Origin of the sequence: Alistipes shahii WAL 8301, from assembly GCF_025145845.1 — a bacterium.
Lineage (GTDB): Bacteria > Bacteroidota > Bacteroidia > Bacteroidales > Rikenellaceae > Alistipes > Alistipes shahii.
This window is the reverse complement of the sequence record NZ_CP102253.1, coordinates 358,451-375,422: the sequence shown is the minus strand read 5'-3', so window position 1 is coordinate 375,422 and position 16,972 is coordinate 358,451. Positions and strand designations below refer to the sequence as shown.

Annotated in this window: 17 protein-coding genes and 2 pseudogenes; 3 read left to right on the top strand and 16 right to left on the bottom strand. The window is 48.4% G+C overall.

The window, feature by feature from the left end:
• Nucleotides 1-373: 373 nt before the first annotated feature.
• From NQ492_RS01635 to NQ492_RS01605, 7 genes and pseudogenes are all read right to left on the bottom strand, one after another.
• Nucleotides 374-1,186, bottom strand: a pseudogene (locus NQ492_RS01635) (TraG family conjugative transposon ATPase); the annotation flags it as partial.
• Complete coding sequence (locus NQ492_RS01630; protein WP_015546371.1) at nt 1,179-1,499, bottom strand: DUF4133 domain-containing protein; 321 nt, start codon at nt 1,497-1,499, stop codon at nt 1,179-1,181. The gene NQ492_RS01630 and the pseudogene NQ492_RS01635, both read right to left, overlap by 8 nt.
• 3 nt (nt 1,500-1,502) lie before the next feature.
• Complete coding sequence (locus tag NQ492_RS01625; protein WP_050794757.1) at nt 1,503-1,766, bottom strand: DUF4134 domain-containing protein; 264 nt, start codon at nt 1,764-1,766, stop codon at nt 1,503-1,505.
• Between the two features lie 283 nt (nt 1,767-2,049).
• Nucleotides 2,050-2,355, bottom strand: coding sequence for a hypothetical protein (locus tag NQ492_RS01620; protein WP_259873602.1), 306 nt, complete (start codon nt 2,353-2,355; stop codon nt 2,050-2,052).
• A 409-nt stretch (nt 2,356-2,764) separates the two neighbouring features.
• A complete protein-coding gene (locus tag NQ492_RS01615; protein ID WP_015546373.1) occupies nt 2,765-3,127 on the bottom strand; it encodes a DUF3408 domain-containing protein in 363 nt (120 codons plus the stop codon).
• On the bottom strand, nt 3,124-3,567 hold the full coding sequence (locus NQ492_RS01610) for a DUF3408 domain-containing protein (RefSeq protein WP_015546374.1): 444 nt from the start codon (nt 3,565-3,567) through the stop codon (nt 3,124-3,126). Before NQ492_RS01610 ends, NQ492_RS01615 begins: the two co-directional genes overlap by 4 nt.
• A 3-nt stretch (nt 3,568-3,570) precedes the next feature.
• A complete protein-coding gene (locus NQ492_RS01605) occupies nt 3,571-4,365 on the bottom strand; it encodes a ParA family protein (RefSeq protein ID WP_231839866.1) in 795 nt (264 codons plus the stop codon).
• A 788-nt stretch (nt 4,366-5,153) separates the two neighbouring features.
• On the opposite strand from NQ492_RS01605, the gene NQ492_RS01600 reads away from it, so the two are divergent.
• Genes NQ492_RS01600 through mobB form a run of 3 tightly spaced genes read left to right on the top strand, consistent with a single transcriptional unit; the run spans nt 5,154 to nt 7,003 of the window.
• Entirely contained in the window at nt 5,154-5,312 is a 159-nt protein-coding gene (locus NQ492_RS01600; protein WP_015546376.1) for a hypothetical protein, read from the top strand.
• Between the two features lie 18 nt (nt 5,313-5,330).
• A complete protein-coding gene (locus tag NQ492_RS16235; RefSeq protein ID WP_353505808.1) occupies nt 5,331-5,564 on the top strand; it encodes a plasmid mobilization protein in 234 nt (77 codons plus the stop codon).
• A complete protein-coding gene (gene mobB / locus NQ492_RS01595; protein WP_015546377.1) occupies nt 5,549-7,003 on the top strand; it encodes a conjugal transfer protein MobB in 1,455 nt (484 codons plus the stop codon). The genes NQ492_RS16235 and mobB overlap by 16 nt, the downstream gene beginning before the upstream one ends.
• Before the next feature lie 66 nt (nt 7,004-7,069).
• Here mobB and NQ492_RS01590 read toward each other — a convergent pair whose 3' ends face one another.
• The 9 genes and pseudogenes from NQ492_RS01590 to NQ492_RS01550 form a co-directional block, all read right to left on the bottom strand.
• A complete protein-coding gene (locus NQ492_RS01590) occupies nt 7,070-7,531 on the bottom strand; it encodes a hypothetical protein (RefSeq protein WP_015546378.1) in 462 nt (153 codons plus the stop codon).
• Between the two features lie 213 nt (nt 7,532-7,744).
• Nucleotides 7,745-8,725: a sialidase family protein gene (locus NQ492_RS01585; RefSeq protein ID WP_172633806.1), complete on the bottom strand. Its 981-nt coding sequence runs from the start codon at nt 8,723-8,725 to the stop codon at nt 7,745-7,747.
• A gap of 408 nt (nt 8,726-9,133) precedes the next feature.
• Entirely contained in the window at nt 9,134-9,880 is a 747-nt protein-coding gene (istB, locus tag NQ492_RS01580; protein ID WP_015546380.1) for an IS21-like element helper ATPase IstB, read from the bottom strand.
• 19 nt (nt 9,881-9,899) lie between these two features.
• Nucleotides 9,900-11,423: an IS21 family transposase gene (istA, locus tag NQ492_RS01575; protein WP_229032450.1), complete on the bottom strand. Its 1,524-nt coding sequence runs from the start codon at nt 11,421-11,423 to the stop codon at nt 9,900-9,902.
• A 173-nt stretch (nt 11,424-11,596) separates the two neighbouring features.
• A complete protein-coding gene (locus tag NQ492_RS01570) occupies nt 11,597-11,761 on the bottom strand; it encodes a hypothetical protein (RefSeq protein WP_259873597.1) in 165 nt (54 codons plus the stop codon).
• A 47-nt stretch (nt 11,762-11,808) separates the two neighbouring features.
• Complete coding sequence (locus NQ492_RS01565) at nt 11,809-12,729, bottom strand: IS1595 family transposase (protein WP_044054160.1); 921 nt, start codon at nt 12,727-12,729, stop codon at nt 11,809-11,811.
• A gap of 331 nt (nt 12,730-13,060) precedes the next feature.
• A pseudogene (locus NQ492_RS01560) lies at nt 13,061-13,999 on the bottom strand (IS256 family transposase, variant Zn-binding type); the annotation flags it as partial.
• Nucleotides 14,000-14,371: 372 nt separating this feature from the next.
• Nucleotides 14,372-16,195 (bottom strand): hypothetical protein, encoded by a 1,824-nt coding sequence (locus tag NQ492_RS01555; protein ID WP_015546655.1) that lies wholly within the window; start codon nt 16,193-16,195, stop codon nt 14,372-14,374.
• Between the two features lie 40 nt (nt 16,196-16,235).
• Nucleotides 16,236-16,847: a tail fiber domain-containing protein gene (locus tag NQ492_RS01550; RefSeq protein ID WP_015546654.1), complete on the bottom strand. Its 612-nt coding sequence runs from the start codon at nt 16,845-16,847 to the stop codon at nt 16,236-16,238.
• Between the last annotated feature and the right edge of the window lie 125 nt (nt 16,848-16,972).

Here is a 16,972-nt window from a genome sequence, read left to right as displayed (position 1 = left end):
TTGCGCCGGCAGTGCTTTGTCCGTGTAACCCCACAATACAAAGGGTTATCCGACTGCGTTACCTTTTGGTTCAAGCCTCTCAGCAACTTTGGCTTGTTCGTACATTACGACGCTTATAACAGTTCGCTTGTGCTAACCATACCGCCCAGCCTCGCTCCCCGACTCTTTTGTGCTAAGAGCAGTTGCCGTTCCCTCGCGGTTCGGGCTTCTCCTTGCGGAAGGGCTACTTTGTCCGGCCAGCTTCGCACCCCGCCTTTTGAGCGACGCACGTGACCGTAGGCTACTATTGACGGAACAATAGGTTTAATCTGATCTGAATGATATTTGTTACTTCATTTGATTGTTAAACAATTACTTACACGACCTCTTGTCGCACGTACTGGTTGTAGATATGGTCGCACGACAGCAGCAGACCCACCGGAGCCGCGAACGACAGGCGGCAGTCGCTTCGGTCCGTCGAGAGCCGTTCGAAACGGCTGTCCGTCGAAACCTTTTGCGGCAGGTCGTCCAAATCCGAGAGCGTGTGCAGGCACAGCGTATTGTCGCCGACCTGCATCCGTCCGGGGTCCAGCCGCATGTCCTGCAACGTGGCCGTGTCGTCCTGCGTGAGTGCGAAGTACTTTTCCAGAATCCCGGCCTTTTCCGCCGTGCCGACGATCTCCGCTTCCGTGAGCCGTTCGACCTTGAAAAGCCCGCTTTCGTTGATGATGCTTTCCGCCTGGCTCACGGCATCCAGAAACAGCCCCACGGCATCCTTATCCCGCACCTCTTTCGGGGTCAGGTAGCCCCGGCAGAGGGTGTTGAACGTAGATTGTTGCCGCGTGCGCTCCCGTGTGGTTTTGGTGATGAACAGGTAGCAGGTGTGATTCAGGTACGGACGTTCGTTGAAATGCCGTTCATAGCTGCGGCTTAAAAAACTCATGTCCTCCGAAATCTGGGGTACATACCGCTCGGAGATAAACCAGTCCTGTTTATGCACGACCGTAAAATCCGGCAGCACACGGATTGCCTTTGCTCATGTCGCGTGCATGGCTTCGTAATCCTCTCCTGTAACGGTGAACAGTTCCGGCAATTCGACACGAAACGCTACTGTAATGTCGGCTTCCTTGCTGACGATGCAGCCCTGTTCGACGGCCAGCAGCGGAAATTTCCGCTCCAGCGTGGTAGTTTTCAGCGTGCTATACATGGCCCATGCGGATTAGGCGCTGCACGCGGCGGCGGTTGGTGATACGGCGGGGATGCAGTTTTACGGCCAATGCTTTCATAAGCCCGTAGGTCCCGTATTTCTCATTCAGGCGGTAAGTGAGCATCACCGTACCGCCGCACAGCGCACCCCCGACGAACAGACAGGTTAATTGTCCCACGCCGCTCATATACAGAATGACGAGCAGCAGAAAGGACCCGATCAGGCCCCCGGCACAGATGAACAAGTACTGACTTTTCAGCCCCTTAAATTCGACGGGCGCATCCACGCCCTTATGAATTTCGAATGTTGCCATATACTAATACGTTGTGCCGAAAAATGATTTTAAGACCGTAGCGCAGACGATCAGAAAGACGCACGCACCCATCCAACTGGCACAGGTTTTTGCCGTGTCCGGGTCGCCGGACGAGAATTTGCCGTAGACCTTTACGGCCCCGATCAGCCCCACGACGGCCCCGATTGCGTAAATCAGCTTCACGGCAGGTTCGAAGTAGCCGTTTACCATTTGCGCAGCCTGACGGATGCCCGCCGAGCCGTCGCCCGTCTGCGCCGAAGCTGCCAACGTTCACAGCATGCCCCAAGCCGCGAAGAACAGAGCGGTAAGACGTTTGCGGTACGGAGGCCGGGCCGGATTAAGCGGAGTATTCATAAATTTTCTGTTTTTACTTTTCATAGATAATTTGTTTTCGTTTCGGTGAAAAACTGCCGACCGCCCATGACGGCCGGCAGCGAATTATGGAAAATGTTATCTGACGTATTTTCGCCGTTCATAAACGGCACTTCCGTCGTCAGCCGGAATCAAAAAAATCCTTTCTCATAGGCATTTGGTTTAAGTTAGACATCCGTTATACAAAATCTTCCAGACGAAAAGCCCGGTCAGATTTTTTATTCTCCCGCGGGGGTGTATCGTCCTCCGCGTGCAGGTCCTTTGTAATCATGTCGAGCATGACCGCAACATAGCCGTCTTTGCCGTTCAACTGGTCTAAAATCGACTGCTCGATCTGCGAACCCGAAACGGCCCGCATGGCCCGCCGTGCCGTGGCGATCTCCTGCGGCGTGGCACTCTTGCCTTTCGAGAAAACCGAGAGCAGAACCAGCAGGTCGTCAGCATCGACAGCCCCCGGCTGCGGCCCCTCGTCCGTATTTGCCATGTGCCGCATATATTCCTCGTCCTCGTTGTAATTGTCGCCCTCCGGAGGCGGTGTCGGGTGCGAAACGGCAGGAGCCGAATCATCCGGAGCGTCAGCTTCCGGGGTCGCAGTCGGCGGCGCTTCCGCTTCCGGTGGTTTCGCAGGCTCCGGAGGCGGTGTCGGTTCCGGTTCAGTTGCAGGCGGCGGATCGTACTGATAACTCCGGTGTAACGCAATATCTTCCGTCGGCCCGGCTTCCGGTTCCGGTTCCGGCTTCGCCGCCGGAGCGGGAGGGGCGGTAATACGATGCAGCCAGCGTTTCACCTTTTCCACCCGACGCCCGAAAAGCAGGTAGTTCAAACGTCCCCGGTACACGTAGCGGTCTAAAAACAGATAGACCGAATAAAGCAGTCAGCAGGCAAGCATTGCCTTAAAGTATATCGGCATGGCGGCGGCTGATTTCGTTAATGTCCGACTTGTGCGCTTCCAGGTGTTCACGCAGGATATTGTCGATATATCCGGCGGTGGTAAGTTCCCTGCCGCCGATACGCTTCACGATAACCTGCAAGGCATCCCGCACCTCTCGCTCCATGTAGACCGAAACCCGGTTTTTCAGGTTGTGCGGACGTAGGAATTTCGCAGCATATTCCGGGACGTTGTGTTCCACCTGCATCCGGACGCAGGTACAGCCCTCGTCCCGCGTATCGGGCGGACGCTTCTCTTTGCGTCCCGTGAAAAAGGCGATTCGCAGCAGTCCCCGCCGCATTCGTTTGTTCATGTGTTTTTTCGTCATAACTTAAATTTTTTTGTGGTTTCAATTAGTTCGTTTATCTCGTCCCGGTATTGTTCCAGATGATTGTCCAAAATATTATTTACATAGGCTTTCACGGACATATCATTAGGTCCGAGCATCCGGACAATCCATGCCAATTTTTCCCGTGTACTCCGTTTTATCCGGCAAGAGGTGTCCGGTAAGCAGTTTTGAGGACACAAGAAAGTACGTTTGTATTCGTTTCCGCGATCTTTACCTTTATTATGTCCTGTGTTTGTTTCGGATTGCCTAACGGACCGTGTGATTTGGGATTCCGTCTGAATTTCCGGTGGGGGAGTTTCCGGTGGGGGAGCCGTTGGCACTTGTTTCGGAACCAACCGCGGCGGTGCATCCACTCCGCCGATCAGGTTGCGAATCATATCCTCGTCAATCGGCTCATAGCGTCCTTTTTTCTTTGCCATAGCTTATATGCCGATTGTAGTACATATTTCATCCATCAGAGCGGCCATACCGCTTTCGCGGAGGAAAGTCCCGTCCGAGCGAAATAGCGTCGAGCGGTACACCGTGCCGTCCGTGTCAGCCAACTCCCGGCTGAACTTCGAACGCATTTGAATCCGCGACGTGTAAACTTTCATATCGAGCGTTCCCAGCATCCTTTCGTAGAGGTCATAGATGTTGGTCTTTTCGCGGCGGTCCTCCATGTTCCAGAACAGAAATACCTCTTGAATGTTCGTGGCCGGGTTTCCGACGAATTTATCGTAAACCGTCTGTGCGAAGTTCAGCGTACTTTGCATCACAAGACGGTCGGCCCGCATAGGGATAAAGAGATAGTTCAGCAACGAAATCGTATAGATTACGCCCTTTGTGCCCATAGTGCCCGGCAGATCATAAAGCACCACGTCATAGGGTTCCGATTCGCTGGTGAGGAATACCTGCACGTCGTTCTCTGCGTTTTCCGGCGTTGAGCGGATCACCGGGTAGGCTTTCTTTTGGAGCCGTTCGAATTGTCGCTGGAGCATGAGCTTGTAGGCATCGTTTTTCATAACAGCCTTTTTTTCGCGCTCCCGCAATTCGACGATACTGTTTTGTGGAAAGTCGCAATCCACGACCAGCACATTCAGGCCCCGAACGTAACGCAGCCAAGAAGCGGCCAGAATCGTAAGGGTCGATTTTCCAATGCCGCCTTTTTGGTTGGCGAATGAAATAGAAATAGGTTTCTTGTCCATAATTTTATTTTGGTTAAATTCTGTTTGTTTCACGTTTTAGCCGTTTCTGAATCTTCCCGCCCCGGCATCTTTTCGGCTCTTGCGTCTTGCCTGACCCTGCGTCTTACAAAACCCGGCATCTTTCCGGCTCTTACGTCTTGCCCGACCCTGCGTCTTACAAAACCCGGCATCTTTCCGGCTCTTGCATCTTGCCCGCCCCTGCGTCTCACAGAACCCGGCATCTTTCCGGCTCTTGCATCCTGCCCGACCCTGCGTCTCACAGAACCCGGCATCTTTCCGGCTCTTGCATCTTGCCCGACCCTGCGTCTCACAGAACCCGGCATCTTTCCGGCTCTTGCATCCTGCCCGCCCCTGCGTCTCACAGAACCCGGCATCTTTCCGGCTCTTGCATCCTGCCCGACCCTGCGTCTCACAGAACCCGGCATCTTTCCGGCTCTTGCGTCTTGCTCGACCCTATGCCTTGCAATATTTTAATGCTATTACTGCCAGAACCCGGCACAAATAAAAGGGTGAAATCCTCGAAAAGATACCCTTTACGCCCTCGTTCTACCTCGTTCGCCCTAATTGGCCCGTACCACGAGCCGAAAAAGTCCTTACCTTTGCAGCGGGAGGATTACCAATTCGGTATACAGGTTTTAGGATGGAAAGTCGTTGCCCGCGGCAACTCCTTTTTGTCCCGTGGGGACGGATTTTATTTGCGTAGAGCAAATAGCAAGATGTACTTTTGTCCGACAAACTGCGGTTTGTCCGACGAAAAGTTAAAACCGGAAGTCCGAGTAGGTTATGCTCCCAAGTCGCATAAACCTTAGATTTTTTTAAACATGGCAAAGCCCAAGAAAGAAACCCTATTGGCGGGAGGGAAGATTTACCGCCACACGTTCCGTTTGGACGAACAACAGCAGATGCAATTCGAAAACATGATGCTTAAAGCCGGGGAACCGAACAAATCGAAATTCATCGTCGGTCGTATTTTCGGCTGAACCTTTCACGTTGTCAAAATTGACAAAACCGCGCAGGATTACTATGCCCGCCTAACCTCCGTTCTTGCGCAAATCCGGGCCGTCGGGGTCAATTACAATCAGACCGTCAAAGCTATCCACACCAATTTCAACGACCGCCGGGCCGTGGCTTTATTGTCACGGCTGGAAAAGTCTACACGCGAACTAACCGCTCTTGAACAGCAGGTTATCGACCTTACCCGTGAATTGAAATCCAAATGGTCGCACGAATAACCTCCGGCAGCAACTTATCAGGCGTTTTAAAATACAACGCCGACAAGGTGAACTGCGGGGAAGCCGATCTGCTGCTATGCAATCGGGTAATAGATATGGAGCGCCCCGACCGTTTCAACCTCACGGATGCAATGCAAAGTTTCGCGCCCTATCTGGCCGTAAATCGCCGCACAAAAAATCCCGTATTCCACGTATCGCTGAATCCAGCCATCACCGACTGTCTGACCGATGCCCAACTTACGGAGATTGCCCGCGAGTACATGGAGCGCATGGGCTTCGGCGACCAGCCCTACTATGTATTCAAACACCGCGACATCGACCGCGAGCATATACATATCGTATCGGTGCGGATTGATGAATATGGTCGTAAACTCGACCATAATTTCGAACGCCGCCGTTCCGTGGATGCGTTGCAATCCATCGAACGCAGATACGGCTTGCGGCCCGCCGTCAAAGGCGATGAGCAGCGGGAGTTCGACACGGCCCGCCGGGTCGAGTACGGACGCGACAACCTCAAACAGCAGATGAAGTCCACCGTGTGGCTTCTGGCCGAGCAATATAGGTTCGGCTCGATCACCGAGTTCCGAACCCTGCTGAACCTCTATAATGTCGATCTGGAGGAACGCAAGGGCGAAGCCGACGGCAAGCGGTGGAACGGCATCGTCTACACCGCGACCGACGAACAGGGCAAGTGGGTCGGCACACCGATCAAATCCTCGGCCCTGACCCCCAAAGGCGGCTACAAGTTCCTGCAAAAGCAGATCGCCAGAAACGACGCCGACATCAAATCCGAGCAAATTAAGGGTCCCATTCGTGGAACCGTGGCCCGCGCCATGCACCGCGCCCGGACGCAAGACGAGTTCGTGCGCCTGCTGAAAGCCGACGGCATCGACGCCGTTTTCCGGCAAAACGCCGCAGGCCGTATCACGGGCGCGACGTTCGTAGACCACCGGACGAAAACCGTGCTGAACGGCTCCCGGCTCGGTAAGAGTTATTCGGCGAATGTATTTCAGGAGTTGTTCAATAATCCCCGTGCGGACCGGGCATCGCTGCTGCCGAAACTCTCGGCCCCGGCTCCAGCTCCGGCAACGCTTCGCCAGCAGACGCCGCAGAAACCCGAAGCGCAACGGCCCGAAACAACCGCACGGCCGCATGCCGTGCCGCCCGCAGCTCCGGCGGCGGAACAGCCGCCGAAGCCCGCCCCGACACCTCCGCGGCAGACGGAGAAGATCCGCACGGAACCGCGCGGATTATCCCCGCAGCCGCACCCGGCGCAGCCTGCACCCCACGGCATCGGCGAAAGCCTGTTCCTTGCCGCGGGCGACCTGCTGGGACAGATCACCGAGGACGGTCCCATGTCGCAGGAGGAGTTCGAAGCCATGCGCCGCAACCTTTCGCGCAAGCGAAAGCCACGGCGTAAAAGGACTATATCACGCTAAATGAACAGGCCGGAACATTTATTCCGGCCTGTTGCTAATGTGAAGTGTGCGTCATCAACGGAGGAGCTACAAAAGAGCAATGTCCTCCGGGAGAATATTAAAAACCCACGAGAAGTTTAATTGATCGCTATGACTATATTTTTTCGTATATAGCCGCCAAAAAGATTCATTGAAGAATTGTCTGCCCTCTGCGTTCCGGTCTATATATTTCCATATTTTCAGTAATTGGCCATCTTTGGAACAGATACTTATACACCATTCTTGTTCCGGCTTACCGTTCCACGCATCGTAAAATGTGTCAAAAGTGGGTTCTCCTAAATATTGAAACGGATTGAAGCTATGAACTAATACCGAATCTCCGGGGTCAACAACAGCATCAGTATCAATGAACGGTGACGTAGTAATAATTAGAATCTGATCGGTATTGTTTTTTGCATACCATGAAGTTGCATGTGTAGCCACCCATTTCTTCGGGTCGCATGATATGCTAATTAGTGTAATCGCAAATATGAAAGCAATCTTTTTCATGGCATTTGTAAGTTACTTGTCTTTAATTTATTACAAAGATATAAATGTTCAGGGATTATTCCCTGAACATTTAAAATAGACATCTATATACTTTAATGTACCAACCTAAGCATACGATGATCTATATGCAAAAGTAAGAATTTTAAGTATTTATACAATAAAAGCGACCCAAATCATTAGGTCGCTTCTTATATATTCCACCATTAAAACTGGCTATTTTGCTGGCACAGCAATTATTCCACTTGGAACAGTTGTTATAATGCCTCCATTTTCATCTTTAACTATTTCTGTGGGTGTCCATGTTTCACCATCTATTGATGTTGTTATCATATTAACATATTTGGAATAACTATTATTCCAAGAACGGCCGACAGCAATAAACATTTCACCATTATATATGACATCCATCCAATTACCATTAACATCTGTGGTGAATTTTGTCCAAGTTTGTCCATCATTGGATGTAAAAATATGCCCGTTAGAACTACTACATACGAATTTACCATTGCCAAACGCCATTCCATATCCTATAAGCATACTCGACGGTACTGCATATTTTGACCAAGTTGTACCATCAGTAGACACTCCAATATATGTACTACCATTGCCCATTGTAACAAACCTGCCATTGCCATACGCAATTGACAACAAACCGTGACTTGAATCAAACCATTTCGGCGTTGTCCAACTTGTCCCATTGGCGGAGGTTGATATACGGCCACTACTACCAACCACTACGAATTTACTATTACCGTATGCAATATCAGCCCAATTATATGTAGCAGAGGAATCTACTTTATAAGTTGTCCAATTTGTACCATCAGTGGATACTGCGATATAACTATATTGGCCACAGACAACAAATTTTCCATTCGCATATATAATTCCATTCCATGTATAAGAAGAACCTGCTATTTGTTTCGGCGTTGTCCAATTCACGCCATCGGTTGACGTTGTTACATATCCATTCGCACCAACAGCTACGTATTTTCCATTACCATATGCAATGGCATTCCAACCATTTGTACCAACTACTGCCATAATGTTTTCTTCGATTTTAATTGTTCTTAAATCTTCGGTCAACGGCGGAGTAGTCGGTTCTTCCGGCTTTTCAATAGGTGGTTCTACCGGCTCATCAAATCCCCCCCCCGTCATTTTTCTCGCAGGATGCACACATCCAAGCACATACCGCAATGCAAATCATCTTTTTAATCATAACTGCGTTTTTTAAGGTTTGTATAAATCGACATTAAAAGTAGTCATTTCAGATGATATTGCAAAATCGGAATTTCAGCAATCATTTCGGTTGTACGGTCGTTTTTATGGAAAAAACGGTTAAAGTGACCCCTAAAAAACGGAGGAAGATGACCCCCAAAAGTTGAAGCGTAAAAAGAGTTCAAAGTTGTTGTCCGGATTAGGGTCTAAAAGGATATGATTTTGCCCGGGTTAAACAACTTTTTTTTGTAGGTCTTTCGTCCCGATTTTATGCGAGAACCCCACTTAGTTCTCGCCCATAAAACGGTCGGGATTGTGTCGACCAACACTGCAAATATAACTATTTGTTCTAAAAGAACAAAAGAGTAGTTTTGCAGCTGCAGGCGTCTATCCATAGGCATTTTCAGATTTAGATTTTCTTTTCCTTATCGACTCGCCGAACAGTTCAACGCGCAGCGAGTGGTGTACGATGCGGTCGAGTACGGCGTCGGCGATGGTTTTCTCGCCGATCACGTCGTACCAGTCCTTTACGGGGATCTGCGAGGTTATCATGGTCGAGCGCCTTTGATGCCGGTCTTCGATGATGTCCATCAGTATGCCGCGCGATTGGGCGTCGAGCGGCTGCATGCAGAAGTCGTCCAGGATCATCAGGTCTACGCGTTCGATACGCTTCAGGTCGGCCAGTATCGTGCCTTTGGCCTTGGATATTTTGAGCTGGCTCATTAGTTTGGCCGTGCTTGCATACATTACTCGGAAACCGTCCTGGCAGGCCTTATAGCCGAGCGCGGTGGCCAGATAACTCTTGCCCGTTCCTGTCGGTCCGGTAATGATAAGGTCTTTGTGGTCGCGCACGAACTCCATAGCGGCAAGCCGCTCGACCTGATTACGGTCGAGACCCCGCTCGAAGGTATAGTCGACATCATCCAGGGTGGCGTTGTAACGGAACTGGGCGGCTCTGACAGCCCGTTCAACAGCTCGGTTCTTGCGGTTGTCCCATTCACTGTGAACCAGGTGCGATACGAACTGGTCCTGGGTCATCTTCTCTTTGATAGTGTTCTCCAGCGAGGTCTTAAAAGCGTCGTGCATACCAAAGAGGCGCATCTGGCGCAGTTTCTCTAATGTCTGATTGTTCATAGTTTTATGGATTAAGTATTTATTTATAGTACTCTTTGCCTCTGATGTTCTCGTGTTCAGGCATATCGGCAGGCTCCTCCGGAAGGTCTATCGCCTCGGATTTATTCTGAAGTATATCCTGTATCTCCCGGAAACTGTACTTGCCGTAACTGTCGGCCAGTCGGCAGGCCGCTGCCAGACGGTCGGGCCCCACTTTACGGGCGAAGTTCAGGATGCCCGAACATATCTTGTTGGCCTGATCCTGATAGCGGGTCTTCTCCAGTATCCTGCGGATATAATGCTCCACGTCTTCATGTATGGCGGCAGCCTGCTGGAGGAACCGCTCCGGCGACCACTCCATCACCGCGCGATGCTTTGGACAAAGGTGTTCGGTAACGGTAGTGTAGCGGTAGTTATGGCGGTCGCGGGTATGATGGGCTATGATGTCGTAGTTGTAGCGGATCTCCACGTCGGCCACCGTATAGGACAACTGTACTTTCTTGCCGATGTAGGTGTGTGGAACGCTGTAGTAGTGGATGTCTTCGTGTAGGCGCGCATAACCGTATTTATCGACCGTAGTGACGATATGCTTCTTCATCTGGTAACGGATCGGGTTCAGAGGCCCGAGAGCTTCCTGTTCTACATCCTCGAAGTAATCCCGACGGGAGTAGTTGCGCCGCGGACGGTTCTGGTTGTTATGTTTCTCAAGAGCCGCACGGATAGCTATGTTAAGTGACCGCAGATCGGGACAGTGTAACGGCTCGATGACAGTAAAGATATCCTTGTAGGTAAGCTTAACCGCATTCTCGACATGGGCCTTATCCTTGGGACTGCGGGCCCGGGTAGGATATACCGTCACGCCATAGTGTTCGCCGAACCGCTCGAACTCCGTGTTCAGAATCGCTTCATAACGGCTGGCTTTCGTAACCGCGCTCTTCAGGTTATCCGGAACGATAGCTTTGGGTACGCCGCCATAATAATAAAAGGCGTTCTCGCAGGCCGAGATAAAGTCTTCCTTGCGCTGACTCTCGACAGCTTCCACATAGGTCAGCAGACTGCATCCCAGGATCGCCACGAACACCTCCACTTCGCGGGGTTGTTCACCCGGAGGGTAGATCCACAGCTTGCTGCCCGTATAGTCCACGAACAACTTATCCCCTGCCTTATGCTCCATACGCATCGACGGGTTGCTGATGCGTTCGTAGCGACGCAAGGCGACACGGAACTGCGTCAGACTGTAACCGTCCGGATGGGCTGCGCGATAACGCTCCCATTGCTTGTGGCTGGTCATACCCTTACGCCCCATCTCTTTGCTGGCAGAAGGAAGAAAAGCCTCAAGGGCGTCTATACGGGGATTGGACTCCACCGGAGTCTCCTCGATGCAGAACAGAGCGTAAAGCTCGGCATCGCTCTTGGAAAGGAACTCCTTATAGGTAAGGCTGAGGGTGTTCCACTTGTTGACATACTTTTTTACCGTGTTGCGCGAAGTGCGGGCCATCTCGGCGATAGCCCTTAAACCAACGCGATCGGTGTACAATCGAATGATCGTGCGTAATTTATTCATTTTCAAAGGTCTGTTAGGCATAGTCTCTGGATTTTGGTTTGCTTTTGATAGTCAAGCTAACAAAATCCAACTCCTTTTAAACCTCTGAACAACTACTTTTTACTCAAATTACTGACTGGGGCAGCTTGCTCCGTTTTAGATGGATCACTTTCGACCGTTTTAAGGTGGTCAATTTAAGCCGTTTTTACCGGGTCAATTTCATCCGTCCCTACTGGGTCAATTTTACCGTGTTTTCCAGTTTTTACAATCGTGCCCTTTGTTCCGACAATAATTACATCCACAGTTTTTTTCGTCTTGGCTGCATTCTGTGCCCAATACCAAAGTGTCGTTACATTCATATCATTCTATGTTTTTGTTTGGTATATGTATATATGCACATTGACAATTACAATATCAACATCTGGTATCTTAATCGGTTTTTGGCAAAGGACAGGAATTGGCTGAATCTTTCCCCATCCGTCAAATTCCTCGTATTATATCGGTATGCAAATTCATCGCAGTACAATTCCAAATGTTTCCGAGTAACCAAATGATAAACTCCTATTATGCCACGTTTCAGTTGGCTCCAAAAACCTTCAATCGAATTTGTATGATAACCGCCTTTGACATATTCTCCTCTATGGTGGTCTACTACTTTATGCACATAATTTTCCGACAAACCCTTGTAGCCATACCAGCCGTCGGTAACAACAGTAGTTCCTTTCGGCACAAGTGAATTTATCACACCATGCAATATCCATTTGCTGGCTTTCGGAATAGGCTCTACATAGACTTTTCCATCGGATAACAGACCCATTACAGGTGCTTTCAATTTAAGACTACGGCCTCTTGTATTCTTCAACCGTTTGCCTGCATTCCGATTCTTGTTCTTGCCTCCGATATACGTTTCATCGACCTGCGTAATATCGCCAAAGTCAATATCCGCATTATATCTGATGCTATAACGTATCCGACTCAACATAAACCAAGCAGTTTTCTGCGTAACTGCAATATCTTTATGCAATTGGGTACTGCTTATGCCTTTCTTATGAGCCAAGAATACGTATATCGCTATAAACCATTTCTGCAAAGGAATATGCGAACCCTCGAACATGGTTCCTACCGTTACGGTAAATCGTTCCCGGCAATCCTTGCATTTGTATAGCCCTCGGAATACACCGCCATTGGTCAGTTTGTAATGTTCTTCCGACTTACTGCCACAATGAGGACAAACCGGAACACCATGCCACCTGATATTTTCCAAGAAAAGCCTACAATCCTCCTCGGATTGCAAGTTTCTCAATAAATCTATCAGCGACCTTATCATTGTGGCATTTGGTAAATCGAATCCAATTCCGGTTTGGATTAAATGAATCCCAATGAATTTGGCGTATAGGTCATTTCGGGTGCTAAAATCGTTGTAATACTGGTGTCTGTCAGTATGATATGACCATTCAAAACTTTTGAACACATATTTGATGCGAGCGCTTTCGCTCTATAGGTCAAAACGGGTGCTGAAAATGGCACCCGTTTTTGGTGGATTCATCTGTATTTTGTTATTTTGCATTGCGGCTTAAAGCGTAACGGAGCTCTGCTGGGGAGCACCTCCGCCAGGAATAAAGCCGTCCAATATGCATAATGCGATTCAGGAGATGGCCTTAGCGGTTGTCTCCTTTTTCATTATGCAATTTGGCATATGCCAAGAAAAACCCGTTCATCATCCGCTTGCGGTTTTCCTCAATCATTCCCGGATGATTCCGCAAGGCTTTCTTCATGTCGGTGAATGTGCCTTCGATCATATTGTTTGTGTTGGGCATACCTCTGACTTTCTCGTATGTAAACAAAAAAGGAAGGTAGGTCGATATGCTGACCATGGCAGATCTGAGCCGTTGATGGGTATATATCGTGCGTCCGGTAATCTCGTTGACCGTCTTTTCTTTCAGGAAGTCATGCCATTTCCTCTTCCATTTCTCAAATGCACTGACGAATGCACTTTCATTCATGTCTTTTAGACGGTATGCAAGATCCAATAACTCCTTTCCTGCCTCAAGTTGCGGATTCTTGGTCAGTTTTCTTCTTATTATCGCCACCATGTGGAACTGGCACATCTGTATTCTGTATTCCGAAAGGACGGTAAACAGCTTTTGAAAACCATCAATGACAATCCCCTGAATGGCATACCCGCATCCTACTATATGTTTCACAGCGTCCTCGTAATCACTGATGTGCTCGTGGGCGATATGCTTCATGTAAAGAAGTCTGCCGCTTCCGCTTTCCAGAGCCAGCAGCACTCCTGTATTGCGCCCAAAATACGTGGCGTCGAGATGTATCACACCGCTTCCTTTGATCCTAGGCTGTTCCCAGCTGAACGAAATGGAGGCAAGCCGACGTGTCACGGTCGAAGCACTGAGACCTGTAGTTTCACTGATCTGGGCTATTGTCTGCTTGCCGTGCAGGTACATCTCCCAGATGTCTTCTTTTGTAAAATCACGCCCGCCGCTGAAGCGGCGTCCACAAACCATGCACTTGTATCGTTGGACGCTTTTGCGTTTTCCGTCCTTCTTTACAATGGGGGAATTGCATGTCGGGCATTTTTTTGTTCATAATGCAATTTCTATATTTTCAAATGCCAAAATATACTGAAAATCAAATAGAATGCCACGCTATCGGCACCCGTTTTGACCTATAGCGTGGCGTTTTCCTGTTTTTGAGGCGTTTCAGCACCCGTTTTGACTAATAAGTCATGAATTTGGATTATATATGATTATATTACCACACGAAGCCCGATTTTGCACTATTTTCGGAAAAATTTTCAAAGAAAATGAAAAAAGCCAACCATTGTGGCTGACTTTGAATGACTTGTATTTTGCCTTGAATATGGATTTTCAAAGAAAAAACCTATATTTGCATATAAGACATCCTATTTTCAGTTTGGTACATTGAAGTATATAGATGTCTTAAAATAATTGTCAGTTACCACAGGTCATTTCAAGCTGCGCTCCTTGATTAATTGTAAACGGAGAGTTTATAGTAACGGACTTGTTGGCCCGAAAGGTCAGTTTCGCACTATTCGTTACAGTAACATTCCGCGTAAGAATATTATTCCCTGAAAAAATGAAAGACGAAGAAACCGTTTTGTCGGTATAAAAGGCATCATGCGTCAAATCTCCGGTATCAGGTTTGGGGACATTCGGGGTAATACCATTGTCCGTAAATGCCTTTTCGATCTCATCAGCCTTTTCGGGATATTTTTCGTACATTTTTGCGACTAATCTGTCATAGGTATCGACCCCTACGACCAAGCAATCATATATCTGCTTCTTCGTCAAGATACTTTTTCTGCATAAATCCCAGACCACGTGGGGTTTTATCCAACCGCTCGGACTTCCAAAATAGTACACCCGATTTACGATTGATTCCTTATAGTATTCGTGTTCCTGAATATGCCCCATTGAGTAACCCCACATTTCACCAATTCCACAAAGTTCTGCATTCTTACCCGTCCCGTTTCCATAAGAACCGTATGTCATAATATAGCTGATATACTTCGCCCAATGCGCACTTCCTACTTGACTGAAATGACTGGCGTGGGACAACTCGTGATTTACAACGTCATAAACCTTCCGGTAAGAGTGTCCACCTGTTCCTATCGTAATATCAGGTAGAACCTTTTTTAGCATTTGATTCAGCACCGTTGCAAGAGTACCGTAACCGATATTGATAAAAAAGTTTTTCCACGATGAATTACCGTTATACCCAATAGGATGTACGATTCGGCGCAACATAGGTGTCGAGGATGTCGTCCAGCGTTTGAAAACCCAAATTTTAAGATTACGGGGCGGTTTGGCAATTCCTGTTTCCTCGCACATTTTATAGTAATCGTAGGTTGCATTATTAACAGCCGCCCAATCCCAAGCAAAACTTCCAGCATTTATATCGCGTGAGTGTCCTCGGTTACTATGCCACCCCATATTAAGATTGGCCCGTGCAATCGGCCCCCAATTACCCCAGATGTCAAAACCTTTCCTGTTGTCAAAAACAATCGCGTAATGCGGTCCGAATCTGAATTTGCTGTCCATTGTATAATGGCCGCTTTCGTCCGTAAATGTCGTAGACCATTTAATAAATCTATGGCATCTGATTTTAACTCCTTTTACCGGAACAAAAGTACCTGCATAATCATCATAAACTCTGATAGTTCCCTCCGGTCTGCGTTTTCCGCGAGTTTCCGGTTCCTGTTCTTCAAGGGGGTAGCCAAGACTTAAAAAAGCAGCTTCCTCCACATTTATAATACCCCCGCGAGTGGGTGAGATTGTTTCATCTTCTGCCGGAATATAGCATTCTTCAATCACCTCATAAGGTATTTCTTTGGGAAATGCGAAGTCTGGCTTTACGGTTGTATACAACCAAGTAAAACTACCCTCCGGAATAGTCGTGTCTTGATAAACCGCATCTTCCGGAAGTTCGATATTGAGCGGATAGTCGAACAGTTCGAGGTCATAATCGTTTTTCAGGGCAATAAGTTGTAAACTGTCCTGCGGTAAGAATCTGACGTACAAATCCGTCGGTTCAATAGTTTTAGAAACATTATACGAATCGTAAACTCCCTGTATGACATCAACCGTGTACGGATTCGGTAAAAGTTCATATTCTACCATATCACTTCCATCCGAACGGGTTTTTGCGAGTGCCGGCGCGTTGGAATTATCATCGGTCATAATGTCTGTTTCGTCTTTGGTACAAGAGGACAGCATCACTGCCAATAATAATATCACCGAATATATTTTCTTCATAAAACAGTTTTATGTAATTCCGTCAAAATTCAATGATTTCCTATTTCCCGGCAGCTTTTAATTGACTTTCCAATGCAGCGACGCGCGCGGTTAATTCCTGAATGGCGCCCGTCAGAATCGGGATAAGGGCGGAATAATTGACAAGACGGTCACCCTCTTCTGTCATGGCGACTGCTCCGGGAATGATAGCTTCTAATTCCTGCGCCAAAAAACCGTATTCCTCCACACCGCTTTGCACGGGACGAATATTGAATCTTTCGTATTCGCTTTCATCCCTCCAATGATATTTCACGGGATTCAATTTCAGCACCATATTCGTTGACGGGTTAGATTGTGCAGGCGCTATGTTAATGGAAAAAGCAGACCGGGAAACGGGTGTCGTTTTCAATGAGCGAATATTGGTTTTCAGTTTTTCATCCGAAGTCTGATACATCGTGCGGCAATAAAGGTCGATATACAAGGACCTGTCGCTATCCAAAAACACAAGTTTATTGGTTGTAGTAGACATACGGGGATCGGCTGCATGAATGTGCATTTTGATACCGTTCTGGTCCGTGGCCCCCCCCCAATAGTGCGCCCATCCCGCCCAACTCGTCGTATAGGTTTTATACATACCTCGTCCTACGGTGAGTTTGCCGTCCTTGTAGGTCATTTGGGCCAAGCAGTTAATCGTAACTGAAAGAACAAACAGAATGGTGAAGATCGTTTTTTTTCATAAGACAAAATTTTAAGGGTTAAAAGTTATTTTGAGGTTTGGAAATTGGCGTTTTGAATATT